The organism is candidate division Zixibacteria bacterium HGW-Zixibacteria-1 (assembly GCA_002838945.1).
Taxonomy (GTDB): domain Bacteria; phylum Zixibacteria; class MSB-5A5; order GN15; family PGXB01; genus PGXB01.
Genome location: PGXB01000015.1, coordinates 25,474 through 43,048 on the forward strand (window position 1 = coordinate 25,474; position 17,575 = coordinate 43,048).

General features: G+C 48.6%; 17 protein-coding genes. 12 read left to right on the plus strand and 5 right to left on the minus strand.

What is annotated here, in order from left to right:
- Window positions 1–6 precede the first annotated feature (6 nt).
- Window positions 7–1,854, plus strand: a complete 1,848-nt coding sequence (locus CVT49_07585) for a hypothetical protein (protein ID PKK83609.1) — start codon at window positions 7–9, stop codon at window positions 1,852–1,854.
- A gap of 65 nt (window positions 1,855–1,919) precedes the next feature.
- Here CVT49_07585 and CVT49_07590 read toward each other — a convergent pair whose 3' ends face one another.
- Window positions 1,920–2,177: a hypothetical protein gene (locus tag CVT49_07590; GenBank protein ID PKK83610.1), complete on the minus strand. Its 258-nt coding sequence runs from the start codon at window positions 2,175–2,177 to the stop codon at window positions 1,920–1,922.
- A 76-nt stretch (window positions 2,178–2,253) separates the two neighbouring features.
- Here CVT49_07590 and CVT49_07595 point away from each other — a divergent pair, with 76 nt between their 5' ends.
- From CVT49_07595 to CVT49_07630, 8 genes are all read left to right on the plus strand, one after another.
- Window positions 2,254–3,006, plus strand: a complete 753-nt coding sequence (locus CVT49_07595; GenBank protein ID PKK83611.1) for a cyclopropane-fatty-acyl-phospholipid synthase — start codon at window positions 2,254–2,256, stop codon at window positions 3,004–3,006.
- Between the two features lie 71 nt (window positions 3,007–3,077).
- Window positions 3,078–3,455: a cupin domain-containing protein gene (locus tag CVT49_07600; GenBank protein PKK83612.1), complete on the plus strand. Its 378-nt coding sequence runs from the start codon at window positions 3,078–3,080 to the stop codon at window positions 3,453–3,455.
- Between the two features lie 11 nt (window positions 3,456–3,466).
- Complete coding sequence (locus tag CVT49_07605; GenBank protein ID PKK83613.1) at window positions 3,467–4,144, plus strand: transcriptional regulator; 678 nt, start codon at window positions 3,467–3,469, stop codon at window positions 4,142–4,144.
- An 85-nt stretch (window positions 4,145–4,229) separates the two neighbouring features.
- Window positions 4,230–5,021, plus strand: a complete 792-nt coding sequence (locus tag CVT49_07610) for a 4Fe-4S ferredoxin (GenBank protein PKK83614.1) — start codon at window positions 4,230–4,232, stop codon at window positions 5,019–5,021.
- Window positions 5,018–6,250 carry a DUF438 domain-containing protein gene (locus CVT49_07615; GenBank protein PKK83615.1) on the plus strand — a complete coding sequence of 411 codons (1,233 nt, stop codon included), beginning with the start codon at window positions 5,018–5,020 and terminating at the stop codon, window positions 6,248–6,250. The genes CVT49_07610 and CVT49_07615 overlap by 4 nt, the downstream gene beginning before the upstream one ends.
- 12 nt (window positions 6,251–6,262) lie before the next feature.
- Window positions 6,263–6,817 carry a hypothetical protein gene (locus tag CVT49_07620; protein PKK83651.1) on the plus strand — a complete coding sequence of 185 codons (555 nt, stop codon included), beginning with the start codon at window positions 6,263–6,265 and terminating at the stop codon, window positions 6,815–6,817.
- Window positions 6,810–7,157 (plus strand): cupin domain-containing protein, encoded by a 348-nt coding sequence (locus CVT49_07625; GenBank protein ID PKK83616.1) that lies wholly within the window; start codon window positions 6,810–6,812, stop codon window positions 7,155–7,157. The genes CVT49_07620 and CVT49_07625 overlap by 8 nt, the downstream gene beginning before the upstream one ends.
- Before the next feature lie 16 nt (window positions 7,158–7,173).
- Complete coding sequence (locus CVT49_07630) at window positions 7,174–8,481, plus strand: 4Fe-4S ferredoxin (GenBank protein PKK83617.1); 1,308 nt, start codon at window positions 7,174–7,176, stop codon at window positions 8,479–8,481.
- On the opposite strand, the gene CVT49_07635 is transcribed toward CVT49_07630, so the two are convergent.
- The 4 genes from CVT49_07635 to CVT49_07650 form a co-directional block, all read right to left on the minus strand.
- Window positions 8,482–9,411, minus strand: coding sequence for a hypothetical protein (locus tag CVT49_07635; GenBank protein ID PKK83618.1), 930 nt, complete (start codon window positions 9,409–9,411; stop codon window positions 8,482–8,484).
- Window positions 9,412–9,486: 75 nt separating this feature from the next.
- On the minus strand, window positions 9,487–10,377 hold the full coding sequence (locus CVT49_07640) for a mechanosensitive ion channel family protein (GenBank protein ID PKK83619.1): 891 nt from the start codon (window positions 10,375–10,377) through the stop codon (window positions 9,487–9,489).
- Window positions 10,378–10,500: 123 nt separating this feature from the next.
- A complete protein-coding gene (locus tag CVT49_07645) occupies window positions 10,501–11,400 on the minus strand; it encodes a mechanosensitive ion channel protein MscS (protein ID PKK83620.1) in 900 nt (299 codons plus the stop codon).
- Window positions 11,401–11,621: 221 nt separating this feature from the next.
- The gene (locus tag CVT49_07650) at window positions 11,622–13,442 is read right to left on the minus strand and encodes an oligoendopeptidase (protein PKK83621.1); all 1,821 of its coding nucleotides are present in this window, start codon (window positions 13,440–13,442) and stop codon (window positions 11,622–11,624) included.
- A gap of 231 nt (window positions 13,443–13,673) precedes the next feature.
- Between CVT49_07650 and CVT49_07655 the strand changes: the two genes are divergently transcribed.
- From CVT49_07655 to CVT49_07665, 3 genes are all read left to right on the plus strand, one after another.
- The gene (locus CVT49_07655) at window positions 13,674–14,174 is read left to right on the plus strand and encodes a hypothetical protein (protein ID PKK83622.1); all 501 of its coding nucleotides are present in this window, start codon (window positions 13,674–13,676) and stop codon (window positions 14,172–14,174) included.
- Window positions 14,175–14,220: 46 nt separating this feature from the next.
- Window positions 14,221–15,840 carry a 1-pyrroline-5-carboxylate dehydrogenase gene (pruA, locus tag CVT49_07660; protein PKK83623.1) on the plus strand — a complete coding sequence of 540 codons (1,620 nt, stop codon included), beginning with the start codon at window positions 14,221–14,223 and terminating at the stop codon, window positions 15,838–15,840.
- Between the two features lie 195 nt (window positions 15,841–16,035).
- Window positions 16,036–17,553 (plus strand): carboxypeptidase M32, encoded by a 1,518-nt coding sequence (locus tag CVT49_07665; GenBank protein ID PKK83624.1) that lies wholly within the window; start codon window positions 16,036–16,038, stop codon window positions 17,551–17,553.
- The last annotated feature ends 22 nt before the right edge of the window (window positions 17,554–17,575 follow it).

The following is a 17,575-nucleotide window of genomic DNA, read 5'->3' on the forward strand; positions in this document are numbered from 1 at the left end:
TATAATATGTGTAAAATAAAATATTTGATATTCGTTTCGGCGGTGCTGTTATTTTCTGCGGCTGTTAACGCCGATGATGTATATTATTATTGCGGCAATAGTACTCATTATATTACTCAGATCGATTCAATTATATCGATAAAATTTGATCCGGCGATGTCCGATAATCACTTTCAGACCTTCGCATATGAGATCGAAGAAATTAATGAAGAAATTTTGCCGGAACCGGCACATTATGGATTTAATGTCTATCATGTAAATGAAGGCGTCAATATTGACAGTTTACTTGATTCGTTAAATAGTCGCCCGGACATCCTATTTGCCCTGCCTGCCTTTACCGACCAATATGGCACTATTTACAAATTAAATGATCATTTAGTCACTAGAATCCGGGACTCAATCACATCGCAGGTATTGGATAGTGTAATAAATGCCAATTCTCTGGAATTGGAAAAAGGGCCCAATATTTATACCGGATGCTGTGTATATAAATTGTCAGCCAATACAGGCAATAGTGTAATTGCTATTTCCAATGATCTGGTTGAATCCGGTATATCGGTTTATGCTCATCCCAGTTTCGTAGAAGCGGATGATTTTGCCAGTATTCCAAATGATTCACTTTACCACTTTCAGTATTTTCTGCAGAATAACGGGGACTATGGCGGTAATCCAATGATCGATATCGATATTGAAAAAGCATGGGATATCAGTACAGGGAATCAGGATCTGATTATTGCCATTATTGATAATGGTTGCGTTTCATGGCATGAAGATTTTGATTATGAATTAAGTTCAGAGACAGAAGGATATGATATTATTGGTGACGATATCAAACACGAAAACCCGGATTATGATCCACGGCCGGGTGTACTTCAAAACCATGGCGTAGCCTGTCAGGGTATTATATATGGGACCCTAAATAATGGAATGGGTATTGCCGGAATAGCGCCAAATTGTCAATTGTTGCCAATAAAGTGTTCTGACAATAATGGTTATAACGGCTATCCAAATCACTATCACGATGCGATTGTACATGCGGTCGTACATGGCGCAAAAATAGTATCATGTTCCTGGGGGTGGCGCGGCTTTAGTCAGTGGGACGAAATAACTGATGCTTTGCAATTCGCAGTTAATTTTGGAGTTGTTTGCGTTTTTGCATCAGGGAACTATGGGGACCAATATCCAGTTGGTGAATCTATTGGTTTTCCGGCCAATTCACCCTACACCATAGGGGTCGGCGCCATTGAAAGAGATGGTGATTACTGGCTTTATAGCGGGTCGGGCCCGGAATTGGATGTTGTTGCGCCGTCCGGACATAATTCTGTGAGTCACGGCGATGTGTATACGCTGGATCAGATGGGCAATGCAGGGTGGAATCCCAATTTAGGCACGTGCGACAGTACTAATGAAAATTATGTTTGCTTTTTTGGGGGAACATCTGCCGCGACTCCGCAGGTCGCGGGAATATTGGGATTAGTCAGAAGCAGGAGACCCGATATTAATTCGTTTGATACTCTTAAAATGATAATAGACAACTCCGCGGTAGATGGAATTGGCGATTATTACGATTTGCCGGGATTTGATGTTGCCTATGGCAACGGGCTGGCCAGCGCTTTTCGGGCACTCTTGGCTATCAGCAGGGGTGATGTCAACTGCAGCGGCTCATTAAATATACTGGATATTATATATATTATTAATTATGTGTATAAAGGCGGACCTGAGCCGATTCCTGATGTTTTAATGGCCGATGCGAATTGCGACGGCGTGATTAACCTTATGGATTCGGACTTCCTCATCGATTATCTTTACCGAGGCGGCCCGGCCCCGCAAATTTGCTTTGATTATGGTGAGTAAATTGAATTGCTCAGTCTATAGAAATTCTGACGGGTAAAAAAATGCAACTCCGGGTGTCAATGGTGTCAGTTCTCGAGGCATGCCCGGAGTTGCGGCTTTGTGAATCCCCAAAAAATCAAGGATGCAGCACCCCAAAAACCCCTTTTTATGAATGCTACAAACCCTAAGACAAAATTGACACCGATTTGTTCCCGGCCGGCAAAAAAAAGACAGGCAGATGCGGACCCGCCGCGGCGGGCCGCCCACGAGGATATGAAACCGGCATTTATTTGGTGAACGCCATGCGTATCGGCAGCAGTTCCCGGATTAATTGCCTGCAACATTTTGATTTCGTAATTCGTTAAATCGGTGTAAATTACAGGAAATGATACTTGAACAATCTATGTGAGGCAAATATATATGAGTGATAAGAAAGGATGGAAAGATTTTTTTAACGGTTTCGCGCCGCTTTATATGAATGAATCATTCACCCGCAATACAGTTAAGGAAGTTGACTTTATAATTGAAGAACTGGCGATCAAGCCGGGCAGCAGGATTCTTGATATCGGCTGCGGGACCGGCCGCCACTCGGTCGAACTGGCCCGGCGCGGATATAAAATGACCGGCGTGGATTGGTCGTCGGGTATGCTGGCTATGGCAAAGAAGGCAGCCGAAAAGGCCGGGGTTGAAGTCGAGTTAATTCAGTGCGATGCTGCCAAATACAAAGCCGCCGACAAATTCGATGCCGCCATCTGTTTGTGCGAAGGTGCCTTCGCGCTTCTTGGAAAAGACGATGATCCGCTCGAGCGGGATCTGGCAGTTTTACTGAATATCAACCGCGCCCTGAAATTATCCGGCAAATTTGTTTTAACCACGCTCAACGCCATGCAAAAAATCCGTAAGTCTAAACAGGATGATGTCGAAAAGGGTCTTTTCGATCCTGTCAACATAGTCGAAACGATCGAAATGGAATATGACAGTGCCGGTGGAAAGGAATGTGCCCGGTTGCGCGAGAAGGGGTATCTTGGATCGGAACTGAAGCTTCTTCTTAAGATGGCCGGATTCAGGACCAAAAATGTCTGGGGTGGGACAGCCGGCAACTGGGGAAAGCGGACAATTTTGCTGGATGAAATGGAAATCATGGCCGTGGCCGTCAAAGAGAGCGGTGATTGATATATACATGAATAATATGTATATTATCCTGAACAAATAAAATTGCGAATTTATCAGCCTAGCGAGGAAATATGGAATCGGATAAAAGGAAATATTATATCGAGCCCGACAGCGCACCTCGTTTTTCACCAATGGAGGGAGTCGAAACGGCCCTTCTGACCGGAATGTCGGGCGAGAGCATGATGCTGGCGCTGACGACCATTCAGCCGGGATACGAAGTGCCGGAGCACAAACATCTTCAGGAACAGATCGGGGTGGTGCAGGCGGGCAAGGCGCGCATGAAAATCGGCGGCAAAGAGCATGTTGTCGAGAAAGGCGATGTCTGCGTTTTTCCATCCAATGTCCCGCACAGCGCCAAATCGATTGGTGATTCGCCGTTCGTGATGCTGGATATATTTCATCCGGTGCGCGAGGACTTTATCGCCATGGCCAAAAAGCAAAACGGCTGACATAAGGCCATATGAAAAACACTGAATTGCTTGGGAAAACATATCTCTGCTCGGGATTCGAGGCGGAGGAGCTTCACGAGTTCGCCGCCATTGCGCGTTTTATGGAGATCGACAAAGATAAAATCATTTTTTTCGAGGGTGATCCGGCTGAGGGATTTTATGTTTTACTTTCGGGGCGGGTTCGAATTTATAAAGCTTCGCCCGACGGCAAAGAGTATACCATTCATATTATCAAGCCGGGCCAATTGTTTGCCGAAGCGGCCATTTTCAAGGGGCATGAGTATCCGGCCAACTGCGCGACGGTGGAAAATTCATCGGTGGCCTATTTCCCGAAAGATGCCTTTCTGAATCTCCTGAAAAAATATCCCGAAATATCGTTGAAAATAATCGGCTCCCTGGCCTCGTTCGTCCGGGATTTCAACCGGCAGGTGGAGGAGCTTTCTTTGAAAGAGGTCCCGGCACGGCTGGCTTCATATTTATTGAACCTGGCCGAACAAAAAGGGAGTAATTCAGTCTATCTTGACTCCACCAAGACCGAACTGGCCAACCGCCTGGGGACGATAAGCGAGACCCTTTCCCGCAATCTCAAGAAATTAAGCGACTTAGGTGTTATCAGCGTCAACGGGCGCGAAATTTCAATCATCGATAAAAATCGCCTGAATAATATCGCCGATGGCGAAAAAATCTGATTATTTGACTTAAGTCAATGCCTTTCAGGACATTTCTGTCGTATTTAATACCAGACAAAATGAGTAGTAAAATTGGAGAATAAAATTGGCTATTAGAAAAGTAATTCAGATTGATTCGGAAAAATGCGACGGTTGCGAGTTGTGTGTTCATGCCTGTGCCGAGGGTGCGATTGCCGTTGTTAACGGAAAGGCTAGGCTTGTCAGTGATACCTACTGCGACGGCCTTGGGGCTTGCATCGGGGACTGCCCGCAGAATGCCATCACCATAATCGAGCGGGAGGCATCCGAATTCAATGAAGAAGCGGCCAAGGCCAATGCCTCGGCACGGTTGAATAAAAATAATAACCGGCGGCCGGTGAAGGCTCCTTCGGCTCCTCCGGTTCATGCCTGTCCGGGATCGATGTCCCAGACCTTGCAAACTTTTAATCAAGCGCCAGTGGCAAGGCAGGCGGAGGCGACAGCAGGGGGCACTCCTTCGCGCCTTGCCAACTGGCCCGTTCAATTGATGCTTGCACCGATCAAGGCGCCATATTTCGAGAACGCCGATCTTTTGATAGCGGCCGACTGCGTGCCGTTTGCCTTTTCTGATTTTCATGAGAAATTTCTGGCGGGGCGGACCTTGTTGATCGGTTGTCCCAAGCTGGATAATGTCGAGCATTATCTTGAGAAACTGACGCAAATATTTCTTCAAAACAGTATCCGATCCGTCGAGATCGCCTATATGGAAGTGCCGTGCTGCCGCGGACTGGTCCGGCTGGTCGAGCTGGCGTTGGAAAAAGCCGCCGTCAAGCTGCCGCTGACCATGACAAAAGTCGGCATCAAGGGATATATCAATGAAGTCAGTGAATTGCCCTGCGGGAAGGAGCAAGTTAAATGAGTGAACTAATCGACAATGCCAGAAAACGCAAGGATCTTCTGAAACACACGATCCTACAGCTTCACAAGGGTGAAACACCGGAGGCGGTCAAAAAACAACTGTCGAGGCTGCTGGGAGAAGTGCCGTACGGTGATGTCGTTGAGGTAGAGCAGGAACTGATCGCCGAAGGGCTTCCCGAAGAAGAGATCCTGCAACTGTGTGATCTGCATTCGAATGTTCTCAAGGGAGCCATCGATCATGAAGGAGCAAAAGTAGCTCCGCCCGGTCATCCGGTGCACACGTTCAAGGAAGAAAACAAGGCGCTCGGTTGGGAAATCAGCACCCTGCAAAAGCTTTTCGATATGGCTGCAAAAGTGAACGGTGCGGATGATACCAGGGTCGTGGCCGGTGAAATCCGCCGGCATATCAACGCCCTGACCGATGTCGAGAAGCATTACAGCCGGAAGGAAAACCTTCTTTTTCCGTATCTCGAAAAACACAATATCACCGGTCCGCCCAAAGTGATGTGGGGAAAGCATGATGAAGCACGCGAATTGCTCAAATCGGCGGTTGAGGCGGTGCATAATTCCGAGGAATTATCCGCCGAAGAACTGCGGTCAGTTGTGGAACTGGTTCTGGTTCCGACGGTCGATGCCGTCGATGAGATGATTTATAAAGAAGAAAATATTTTGTTCCCGATGTGCATGGATACGTTGTCCGACGGCGAATGGTACCATATAAGCAGGCAGAGTATTGAAATCGGTTTTTGCCTGTATGATCCAAAAGATGACTGGAAACCGGATAAGATTGAGGGTGACGCTGAAAAGGTCGTTCAGGGTGAGCGGATTCAACTGCCGAGCGGTTCATTTACCGCCATAGAGCTGGAAGCCATTCTCAATTCGATTCCCTTTGACCTGACTTTCGTCGATAAAGATGACACGGTTCGTTATTTCACCCAAGGCAAAGAGCGGATTTTTGCCCGCAACCGGGCCATTATCGGCCGCAAAGTTCAGCTTTGCCACCCGCCTTCGAGTGTTCATATAGTGCAAAAAATACTTGATGATTTTCACTCCGGACGGCAGAATCATGCCTCGTTCTGGATCGAAATGCGCGGCCGGTTTATCAGTATCGAGTATTTCGCGATGCACTCCGCCGACGGCGAATATCTCGGGACATTGGAGGTCAGTCAGGACCTCACCGAGAAACGCAAACTGGAAGGGGAGCAAAGGCTGTTGAACTATGCCGGTTGAATGGTCGAGAAAATGGAAAACGATACAAAGCCATACATAACCCCGGACAGCAAGGTCGGTGCGCTGCTTGAGTATTTCCCTGAACTCGAAAATGTCCTGATGGAAATGTCGCCATCGTTCAGGAAATTGCGCAACCCGGTCCTCCGTCGGACGGTCGCCAAAGTCGCAACTCTGCGGCAGGTGGCGAAAATAGGAAATATTTCGTTGTCGAAGATGATCAATGAATTGAGAACCGCGGCGGGACAGTCAACCGGAGACGCTTTCGAAAACGATGAAATCACGACTGATGCAAGACCGGAATGGTTCAATGAAGGTAAAGTGGTAAAATCGTTTGATGCCCGTTCGACAATCGAAGCCGGCAGAAATCCAATGGGGGAATTTTTTAAGGTGCTTGGGGAAGTCGAAGGCGGCAAAATTTGCGAATTGATTACTCCCTTCGTGCCGGCGCCCCTGATTGAACTAGCCCGGGGCAAAGGTTACCGGGTCTGGTCCAGACAAACCGCTGAAGAAAAATTCGGCACGTACTTCATTCGTAATAATATAAAAGAAGGTGATGGAAATGTCTGATAGTGATACAAGACAAAATAGCGCCATAGTTCCGGCCAAAGTATATTTTCTGGAGCAGATGGTGGATTATGCCGACGGAGCTGTCGTCAGCCGGACAATCTCAAAAAACAAAGCCGGTACGGTAACATTGTTTTCATTCGATACCGGACAGGAATTGAGTGAACATTCGGCTCCTTTTGATGCCCTGGTTCATGTTTTGGATGGCGAAGCGGAACTGATGATCGGCGGCGAAAAGGTTGTCGCCGGAACAGGTGAGCTGGTGATCATGCCGGCCAATGTTCCGCATGGCGTTAAGGCGGTGCAGAGATTCAAAATGCTTCTGACGATGATTCGGGGATAATTATCGGGAAAACCCAATGACCGTACTAAGATTGCTTCCTGTTTTACTCTCGGCACTGCTGATTACGGCGCATTTTTTCCGGGCCGGTAATATCGGGCTGGCGGTGGTCTCGACCTCGGCCCCGCTGATGCTGCTTATGAATCGGCGCTGGGTAATCTATGTCACTTCGGGCATGTTGTTGCTTGGGGCGCTGGTCTGGATCGAGGCGACGTTCACTTTTATCCATATCCGGCAGGCACTGGGTATGCCGTGGGCACGGCTGGGGGCGATTCTCGGTTCGGTAACGGTTCTTACGGCCTTATCGGCGCTGGTTTTCAGAAAGAAAAAAGTAACCGACCTGTACGTCCGGGCAATGGAAACAGCAGTACAATCATCGACGGCCTTTTTCCTGACCGGCTTTATTCTGACCATGGTACAAATTAAGGTGCAATTGCCTTTGCTGCTTCTGGAGAGATTTATACCCGGCGGCGGGTGGATCGAAATATTTATTCTCTCCGTATATGCCGCGTTCATCACCGAGAAGATGCTTGACCGCGCGGAATCATCAAAATGGCGGCGGCGAATCTGGGCGCTGTTTTCGATTGTCTTTTTCGGACAACTGGCGCTTGGACTGGCCGGGGCGGAGCAGTTTCTGATGACCGGGAAATTGCATTTGCCGATACCGGCGATGATCATCGCCGGACCGTTGTTTCGGTGGGAAAGCTCCATCATGCTGTTTTTGTTCGCCGGGGCGCTGGTGCTGGTCGGCCCGGCCTGGTGCAGTCATTTGTGTTATATCGGGGCCTGGGATGACGCCGCTTCGAGGAAGCTTCGCAAGCCGAAAAAACTTCCGGCCTGGCGGCAGCCGGTACGGATAGCAATTCTGTCTCTCGTTATTGCCGTGGTTATCGGCCTGAGGCTGGCGGGAGTTTCGATGACCATAGCGACATTTTTGGGGTTGCTTTTCGGGCTCATCGGTGTCGGCGTGATGTTTTTCTGGTCGCGGCGGACCGGGGCCATGACCCATTGCATCACCTGGTGCCCGATCGGGGTGCTGGCGACATGGCTGGGAAGAATCTCGCCTTTCAGAATACGAATCAACGACAGTTGCAGTAATTGCGGTATCTGCCGCCTGTCATGCCGCTATGACGCGCTTAATCTGGCCGATATCAAAAACCGCAAGCCGAATATTTCCTGCACTCTCTGCGGCGATTGTATCGGGAGCTGCGGCGATAGATCCATTGAATATCGATTTTTGGGATTGAAGGCCGATCACGCCCGGACTTTGTTCATAGTCCTGGCGGTATCGCTTCACACTATTTTTCTGGGGCTGGGCCGGATATAATTACTGAGGGCTTTCATTAACGACCGGAGAGGAGCGCGCGGCGGCGCGCTCGCGGTAGAGCTGACCGATTTCGGCCCCGATTATAAAGACAATAGCAGAATAATATATCCAGAAAATCACCGCTATCAGAAATATGTAGGCGCCATAAACCCGCTCGAGGGTGGCGGCGTGGGACATATACAATCCGAATAATTGCTTGGCGATTTCCCACATGACAGCGGCCCACAGCGCACTCAAAAATATCGATTTTTTCGGCAGCCGGCCGTGTGGAATCAACCAGTATAAAATAAGGAAGGCCACCAGGACGATCGTAAATGAAAAACCGCTGAAAGCAAGTTCTTCCAAAAATTTGAGATTAAGGTTCTCGAAAATCTTAGCCGTCGCATTCATCCCCTGGAAAATATCAATCGCCGGCAGAAAGGCGGTGGTCAGGACAAAATAAATCAGAACCAGAAGAACCATCCCGAAATCGCGCAGCTTGCCGATTAAGGCATGTTCGGTCACCTTGATTTTGTAAACCAGGTTGAGGACGGTCCGCATACTGCTGAAAAGGCCGCTTGAGGCGAAAAAAAGGCCGACGAAACCGATAATTCCTGCCATGCTTCTGTACAAGCGAAATTCCTCGATCCGCTCGAAAACCATCTGTTTGACATAATTGGCATAGTCCTGGTAGGGGATGACTCGGTCGATAAAGACATTAATTTCCTCCCAGACCGACTGCTTGGCAAGGACTTGTCCGACCACAAAGAAGACAATCAATATCAATGGAATAATACAGATTAACAATGAAAAAGCCAAACCTCCGGCCAGCAGAAAAATATGGTGCCGGTCGACGCGGTCATAGAGACCGCCGAAATAATGTTTCAACCAGTCCCAGACCACCATGACTCCGGACTTATCTTTTATCCAGTTGACAATTTTTCCAGTCATCTATTTTGCTTTCCAGTGTTGCTCCATTCCTGATTATATGCAGTAATGGACGACATATCAAGCCTTTAGTTTCACCTATTTCCGGTCAGGCATCGAGATATTCAGCGGCGCCGCCTTGCCCTCTTTGTCCTGACCCATATATACGGTCATGTGCGGAAAAGGAATTTCGATATTCTTTTCATCAAAAGCTGTCTTGAGCCGTCGGTTGAATTCGCGGCCAATACGCCATTGTTTGATCGGCTTGGTCTTTATTCGGGCCTTGATGATCACCGAGGAGTCGGCAAACTTATCCAGACCCATTATTTCAATCGGTTCCAGAATATCCTCATTATATTCGGGGTCCTGCCGGAGTTTCTCGGCCGTTTCCCTGATTACGCCAATGACCTCATCCACATTTTCCCGATAGGCGATACCGATATCAAAAACGTAATAGGAATATTCCTTGGTCATGTTGGTGACAACATCGATATGCCCGTTTCGCACGAAGTGGACACTCCCCGATAAGTCACGAAGAGTTGTGGTCCGCAGGGTGATTCTTTCGACCAGACCGCCTTTTCCGGCGATGTTAATCACGTCGCCGACTCTGATCTGGTCCTCCATCAGAATAAAGAAACCGCTGATTACATCCTGGACCAGTTGCTGAGAGCCAAAACCGATGGCCAGGCCGACAATACCGGCGGCGGCCAGGATCGGGCCGATTTCAATTCCGAATTCGCCGAGAATCATCACCAGAGTCACAAGTATAATTGACACACTCAGGATATATCGAATGAGCGAACTGAGAGTATCGGTTCGTTTTTTAATTTCGGCCTCAAGTCCATCTTTCTTAAATGGAGCGAAAATGCGCCGTGACAGAATGTGGGCCAGCCGCAGAGCGATTAACATCAGAATAATAATCAATACTATGCGTAATCCGCTGGTCATCATCCATTCTGTTGTATGCTTCAGCCATGCTTGAAAATCCATTGCATCCTCCTTCTTTCCACAGCTTCATACTGCTTCTGTATACCGCCGATTAGTATGTTATAACAATCCCGCAATAATGTCAAACATGCAAACTCGCGAAATCAGTCAGCTTACATGTTCTCCTCAGACAGCCGGCTCCCGCGAAGCAAAAGGTATCGGCAGGGGGGAGCGGACATGCAGATCCCTCTGCGGGAACGGTATCTCTATTTTGTTTTGCCGGAACTTGACGACAATGGCCTTGTTCAATTCGGACCTGATCTGATAATACCTTTCCGGGCTCGACAGCCAGACTCTTAGTTTCATGTTCCAGGATGAGTCCCCGAATTCGGATAGCAGCACATCCGTCTGGGGCTCCGCAATCACATCCGGGTGCTCATCGGCGACTTCATGCAGAGCCTTGATGACGGTGTCGAGGTCGGAATTGTAAGACACGCCGACATCAACCACCAGCCGGATTTTCGGGTCGCCGTGCGACCAGTTGGTGACCCGGTTGGATATAAATTCCGAATTCGGGACGATTATAGCGATATTGTTAAGAGTCTGGATGGTGGTCGAACGCATGTTGATCGACATTACATTGCCTTCCGTATCGCCGACCGTGACCCTGTCCCCGATTTTGATCGGCTGTTCGAACAGGAGAATAATTCCGGCTATGAAATTCGAGGTTATATTTTGCAGGCCGAATCCGATTCCGACCGACAGCAGACCAAAGATGACGGCCAATCCGCCCAGATCGATTCCGACGAACTGGAAGGCGACAACTGCTCCGGTAATCATAATCAGATAATGGCTGATGCGAAGCATCCTAAAATGGGTGCTTTCTTCGATATTGAGTCTTTTCATTATCCTGCGGATTATGAGGCGATTGATTATCTGCGAGGAGATATAAAATATGGCAATCACCAGGACGAACATAACCAGCGACAAGACGGTAACCGGCTCGTGGTTCAGTTCGAAAAGTTGAAAATGCAGGACCTTATAAATTGCCTGCCAAACATCGGCAAAGCCTTCTTCGGGATTCATAAAAACATCCTTTTTTATTGTTTATATTTATTTACAGTTTGATACGGTTAAAGATATTTGTAATAGAATAAAAATTCCACAATAAAGGTTTTTGTCAAGTAACTTTAATCTCCGACAGCAAGCCATGAATATTACGCCTGGAATAATTCAATTGCGTATATAAACGAAATGCCGGGTCATAGGACCCGGCATCTCCAGGAATTAAAAATACCCGGCCGGTGTCACCGTTTTATCTTTTCCACCAGTCGCACAAATGGTTCGGTATCGGACATGATACGGTTGACCGATTCCAGCCAGAAATCTTCTTTGGTCAGATCGACTCCCATGTGCTTCTTGGCCGTCTGTTCGCTGGAGCCGAGCCCGGTGCCGGACAGAAGTTTAATATATTTTTCCGCGAAGGCCGGTCCTTCAGTTTTGGCGCGATTATAAACGCCGCCGGCGAAGAGAAAACCGAAAGTATAGGGGAAATTGTAATAGGGGACATCGGTCAGGAAGAAATGCAGTTTCGAGGCCCAGAACAGCGGATGATAGCCGTCATCGGCAAGTGTACCCATAAAGGCCGCTTTTTGAGCTTCAACCATCATCTCATCGAGCCGCTCTTTAGAAACCAGGCCATTCCTGCGTTCGGCATAGAAAGCGTTGTCGAAAATAAAGCGGGCATGCAGATTGCAGAAAAGCGTGGCGGCATTCTGAAGTTTCATGTCGAGGAACATCAACTTTGTGTTGATATCATCAGTCTTGTTCAATTCGGAATCGATGATGAGAAACTCGTTGAAAATCGAAGCGGTCTCGGAAAGCGGCATCGGTGAACCGGCGGCAAAAGACGGCATATCTTTTCGGAGCCACTGATGGTAGGCATGGCCGAGTTCATGTGCCAGGGTGGCGAGGCTGTCGAAATTTCCGCTATAGGTCATCATAACGCGACTCTGTTTGGCCTGGCGGAACGGGCTGCAGAAAGCGCCGCCGCCCTTGCCGGGACGATCCTCGGCCTCCACCCAGCGCTTCTCGACAGCCATACGGGTGAAATCGGCCTGATCCTTATTGAAGGCGGTAATGTTACCGACAATCAGGTCGGCCGCTTCTTTGAAGGTATATATTTTCTCGGATGCACCAACCGGCGCCCACTGGTCGTACCAGCGATAGGCATCAAGGCCAAGCAGTTTCTTTTTGGCCTTGATATATTTCCGGATTTTGGGCGCCGCCTGTCCGACCGCACTCCACATGGCGTCAATGGTTTCTTTTTTGACGCGGCACATCAAAAGCGGTTCGATCAGCGGTGAGTCCCACTTGCGGCGTTCATAAAGCGAGAGGCGAAACCCGGCCTGAAAATTGAGCGCCATCGATGCCTCGGCCGAACGATTCTCCCAGGCCGCCTCAAGTTTCTCAAATGATTGTCGCCTGATACTGCGGTCGGGGCTGGTCATCTTATTGGCCAATTGGCCGACCGAAAGTGTTTCGGTCTTGTTTTTTTCGGTAAATTCGACCCGCACATCGCCGTAGATTTTATTATACAGGCGGTTCCACGCATGATACCCGTTGACCGACAATTCGGCGGCCATGGCCTCGAATTCCGGTTCCATTTTCATTTTGGCAATACGGCGCATTTCATCGAGATAAAACCGGCAATCCTTCAGTTCATCACCGGTCACCAGTTTTTGCCATTCTTTGTCGGGCTGCTTTTTGGCGAAGGCTTCAAGCATCACCCCGATTTTTTCCATTTCGGCGTTGAAAACATCGATTTCACCGAAAATCTGTCTGGCTTTGGCATCGTTGACATCGGCATTTACCAGACATTCGACAAAGGCGTGGGCCTGCGACAGCCGGTCCGATAACTTCTGCAATTTATTAATATAATCGATCCAGGCCGGACGGCTGGATCGATTATATTTTTGGGGCAGCGACTTGAGATTTTTGAAGGCGCTTTTCAGATCGATTTTTATTTTTTTTCTGAATTCGGCATATTTGGTTGAACTACTTCCACCCGGAAATATGGAATCCATATCCCAGGTCGGCGCTTTGGAAGTCGAAACGGTTGAGCTCATTAGAACAACTCCTATTTTTATAATTGCAATCTTCAAATCCGGCTCAAGATTGTCATCTATAACCCCTGGCCGGAAACCATATTATACAATCTCCGCCCGATAATCCCAAGGAAAAATAAATGGCGATTTTCTCCACAATGTTACTTGCGGATTTCCGACAATCTTGTAAATTAGCAGACGCGTATGTAATTTAATTGGTCTATGAAATGAATAAAATAGAAGGAGTGGAAAATGAATGTCTTTGAATTTGCCATGAAGATGGAGCAGGACGGCAAGGCATATTATGAAAAAATGGCCCAGAATGCGGGCAATGCTTCGATTAAGAAGATTTTGCTGGACTTGGCCAATGATGAACTGAAACATTACAACATTTTCAAGAAATTCAGCGAGGGCGATTTTTCGGGCGTCGCGGAATTGAAAACGACCGGAACCAAGGTGCTGGAAACGGCCCAGAATGTATTTCAGCAAATAGCCACAAGCGGTAAGAAGTTTGAGTTTACTTCCGATATCCGTTCCGCCTGGGAAGAAGCGCAGAAAGTGGAAAAGAAATCGGAAGACTTTTATCGTATTAAGGCTGAAGAAGAAACCAACAACGATGTCAAAAAGACTCTGAAAGTAATCGCGGATGAAGAGCACAAGCATTGGGCCCTGATCGAGCATGTCTTGCAGTTTATCGACCGTCCCAAGCAATGGCTCGAAGACGCCGAGTGGCATCATCTCGACCAATATTAATAGATGTTTTATATAAATGATTTAATTTTACGGAGGATTAGCAAGAATGGGAAACTTCAAAGTACCAATCCCGAAAAACGAACCGGTCCTTGATTATAAACCGGGTTCGGCGGAAAGAGCCGGGATTGATAAAGCTGTCGCCGATCTTAAGGCACAGAAAATAGACGTTCCGATGGTTATCGGTGGTCAGGAGATCCGGGTTGGCGATCCCATTAAAATAACCTCTCCACATGATCACTCGCTGGAGTTGGGGCAATATTATCAGGGCGGTAAAGAGCAGATTGAGATGGCCATCAACGCCGCCGCCAAAGCCAAGAAAGACTGGGAATTCCTTCCGTGGGAAGAAAAAGCGGCGATTTTTCTGAAAGCGGCCGATCTTCTCACCGGACCATATCGGTATAAAATGAATGCCGCCACCATGCTGGCGCACAGTAAGTCGATTTTTCAGGCCGAAATCGATGCCGTCTGCGAACTGGCCGATTTCTTCCGTTACAATGTTTATTATGCCGAACAGATATTCAATATGCAGCCGGATAATGCCAAAGGTATCTGGGACAGGCTCGACTACCGCCCGCTGGAAGGATTTATTTTTGCGGTGACACCGTTTAACTTTGTTTCGATTGCCGGCAACCTGCCGACCGCCCCGGCGATCATGGGCAACACGGTGATCTGGAAACCGGCTTCGTCGGTGACCTACACCGCTTACATCATAATGCAGATTCTCAAAGAAGCGGGGCTTCCGGACGGCGTCGTCAATATGGTCACCGCCCGCGGCGCCGATGTCGGCGAGTATGTTCTTAAGAGTCCGGATCTGGCCGGAATTCATTTCACCGGTTCGACCGGCGTGTTTCAGACCATGTGGAAAACGGTCGGAACGAATATCGCCAAATATAAGTCATATCCGCGCATAGTCGGTGAGACCGGCGGCAAGGATTTCATCTTCGTGCATAATTCGGCCAATGTCGAGGAAGTGGCGACGGCCATTATCCGGGGCGCCTTTGAGTTCCAGGGGCAGAAATGCTCCGCGGCTTCGCGCAGTTATATTCCCAAATCACTCTGGCCGAAGATTAAAGAGAAGCTGCAGGTCGATATGAAAGATGTCAAGATGGGCGGGGTCGAGGATGTCGGCAATTTCGTCAATGCCATTATCGATCGCAGCGCCTACAATGATATCGTGGCCTTTATAGATTATACCAAAGAGGCGAACGACGCCGAGTTCCTCTGCGGCGGGCATTATGATGATTCCAAGGGATGGTTTATCGAGCCGACCATTGTGGTTACGACCAATCCCAAATTCAAGCTGATGGAAGAAGAAATTTTCGGGCCGGTGATGACTATCTATATCTATGAAGACAATGAATACGAAAAGACTCTTGAATTATGCGACGAGACTTCGCCGTACGCTCTCACCGGGGCCATTTTCGCCAGGGACCGCAAAGCGGTCGTGACGGCGTCGAAGATGCTTCGGCAAGCGGCCGGTAATTTCTATATCAATGACAAACCGACCGGGGCGGTGGTGGCGCAGCAGCCATTCGGCGGCGCGCGTGCATCCGGTACCAACGATAAAGCCGGGTCATGGCTGAATATGATTCGGTGGACATCGCCGCGCTCGATTAAAGAGAATTTCCTGACTCCCCGGTATTTCAAATATCCCTTTATGGGATGAGCGGGAAGTCTTATTTTATCTCGACGGCCGGGTTACACCCGGCCTTTTTTTATATAAAAATTAAAAGAATTATCCCTCCGGCAACAATTGCCTTATTGTAGCGTAGAAAGTGAAATATGAAAGCGTTCTTTTGCAATTTGGGCCGTTTTTTTATATATTAGCGGCACCTAAATCTAAAATCAATTGGAGACTGTTATGTCAAACAATGCCGAAAAAGCTTATAAAGAGTTAGTTGAAAAGTGGAGAGAAGTAAGCCTTATCGCCAGTTGTGCCGGAATGCTGCATTGGGATCAGGAAACCTATATGCCCAAGGGGGGCGGAGAGCACCGCGCCGAGCAGGTCGCTTATCTGTCGGGGCTGGCTCACAGCAAGGCGGTCGATCCCAAAGTCGGCGAACTCTTGAAGACGGTCGAAGGTTCCGACCTTGTCAAGGATGAATTCTCCGATACCGGATCCAATATGCGCGAAATGCGCCATCAATATGACATGGAAACCAAACTTCCGCAGAGGCTGGTCGAGGAGCTTTCGCGGACGACGGCCATCGCTCAGAATGTCTGGGTCGTCGCTCGAAAGGAATGCGATTTTGCTAAATTCCTGCCGCATCTGGAGAAAATAGCCAAATTAAAACGGGAGCAGGCCGACTGCCTCGGTTATAAAAAAGAGCCCTATGACGCGCTTCTGGATCATTACGAGCCCGGTATGACCACGGAAATGATAAGGGGAATCTTTGAGGGTTTTCGGCAGGAACTGGTTGATCTGGTTCACGCCATCGCCGATTCTCCGAAAAAACCAAAGGTCTCGATTCTTGAGAAAGAATATCCGATCGACCGCCAGATACTGTTTTCGCAGGAAGCGGCAGCGGCCATCGGCCTTAATTTTCACACCGGGAGGCTCGATGTTTCGGCGCACCCGTTCACGACCGGGCTTGGCCCCGGCGACACCCGGATAACGACCCGCTATAATCTGCATCATCTGGGGCAGGCCTTTTTCGGGACGCTGCATGAAGGCGGCCACGCCATCTATGACCAGGGTTTGGATCCGGCGCATTATGGTATCCCGAGGGGCGAAGCGGTATCGCTGGGTATTCATGAGTCGCAGTCGCGGATGTGGGAAAATCATGTCGGTCGCGGTAAATCATTCTGGAAGCATTTCTTCCCGCGGGCCCAGCAGATGTTTCCCGAAAATCTGAGCGATGTCAAATTCGATGATTTCTTTTTCGCCATCAACGATGTGCGCCCGTCATTCATCAGGGTGGAGGCGGATGAGGTGACCTATAATCTGCACATTATGCTTCGTTTTGAGCTGGAACTGGCCCTGCTCAATGGCGACCTGCAGCCAAAGGATCTGCCGGCGACCTGGAATGACAGGTTTACGAAATACTTCGGCATTACGCCCAAAAATGATGCCGAGGGGTGTCTTCAGGATGTGCACTGGTCGGCCGGATTGATCGGCTATTTCCCGACATATTCGCTGGGCAATCTTTATGCCGCGCAGTTCTATGTCAAGGCGGAAGAGGATATCAGGTATCTTGACGATCAATTTGCGTCCGGAAACTTTACCGAACTGAAAGCCTGGCTGAACAAGAATATCCATGCTCACGGTCAGCGTTACCGGGCCGCCAAGCTGGTCGAAGTTGTCACCGGCAAGAAGCTTGACCATAAGTATGCCATGTCGTACCTTAAGAGCAAGTACGGCGAACTGTATGGATTATAATTCCTGACTTTGTTATTAAAAA

Coding starts and splice junctions, on each gene's coding strand:
- CVT49_07605 (PKK83613.1), top strand. CDS start 3,467: ATGAAAAACACTGAATTGCTTGGGAAAACATATCTCTGCTCGGGATTC.
- CVT49_07585 (PKK83609.1), top strand. CDS start 7: ATGTGTAAAATAAAATATTTGATATTCGTTTCGGCGGTGCTGTTATTT.
- CVT49_07635 (PKK83618.1), bottom strand. CDS start 9,411: ATGACTGGAAAAATTGTCAACTGGATAAAAGATAAGTCCGGAGTCATG.
- CVT49_07645 (PKK83620.1), bottom strand. CDS start 11,400: ATGAATCCCGAAGAAGGCTTTGCCGATGTTTGGCAGGCAATTTATAAG.
- pruA (PKK83623.1), top strand. CDS start 14,221: ATGGGAAACTTCAAAGTACCAATCCCGAAAAACGAACCGGTCCTTGAT.
- CVT49_07665 (PKK83624.1), top strand. CDS start 16,036: ATGTCAAACAATGCCGAAAAAGCTTATAAAGAGTTAGTTGAAAAGTGG.
- CVT49_07590 (PKK83610.1), bottom strand. CDS start 2,177: ATGTTGCAGGCAATTAATCCGGGAACTGCTGCCGATACGCATGGCGTT.
- CVT49_07620 (PKK83651.1), top strand. CDS start 6,263: ATGGAAAACGATACAAAGCCATACATAACCCCGGACAGCAAGGTCGGT.
- CVT49_07650 (PKK83621.1), bottom strand. CDS start 13,442: ATGAGCTCAACCGTTTCGACTTCCAAAGCGCCGACCTGGGATATGGAT.
- CVT49_07600 (PKK83612.1), top strand. CDS start 3,078: ATGGAATCGGATAAAAGGAAATATTATATCGAGCCCGACAGCGCACCT.
- CVT49_07630 (PKK83617.1), top strand. CDS start 7,174: ATGACCGTACTAAGATTGCTTCCTGTTTTACTCTCGGCACTGCTGATT.
- CVT49_07625 (PKK83616.1), top strand. CDS start 6,810: ATGTCTGATAGTGATACAAGACAAAATAGCGCCATAGTTCCGGCCAAA.
- CVT49_07595 (PKK83611.1), top strand. CDS start 2,254: ATGAGTGATAAGAAAGGATGGAAAGATTTTTTTAACGGTTTCGCGCCG.
- CVT49_07640 (PKK83619.1), bottom strand. CDS start 10,377: ATGGATTTTCAAGCATGGCTGAAGCATACAACAGAATGGATGATGACC.
- CVT49_07615 (PKK83615.1), top strand. CDS start 5,018: ATGAGTGAACTAATCGACAATGCCAGAAAACGCAAGGATCTTCTGAAA.
- CVT49_07655 (PKK83622.1), top strand. CDS start 13,674: ATGAATGTCTTTGAATTTGCCATGAAGATGGAGCAGGACGGCAAGGCA.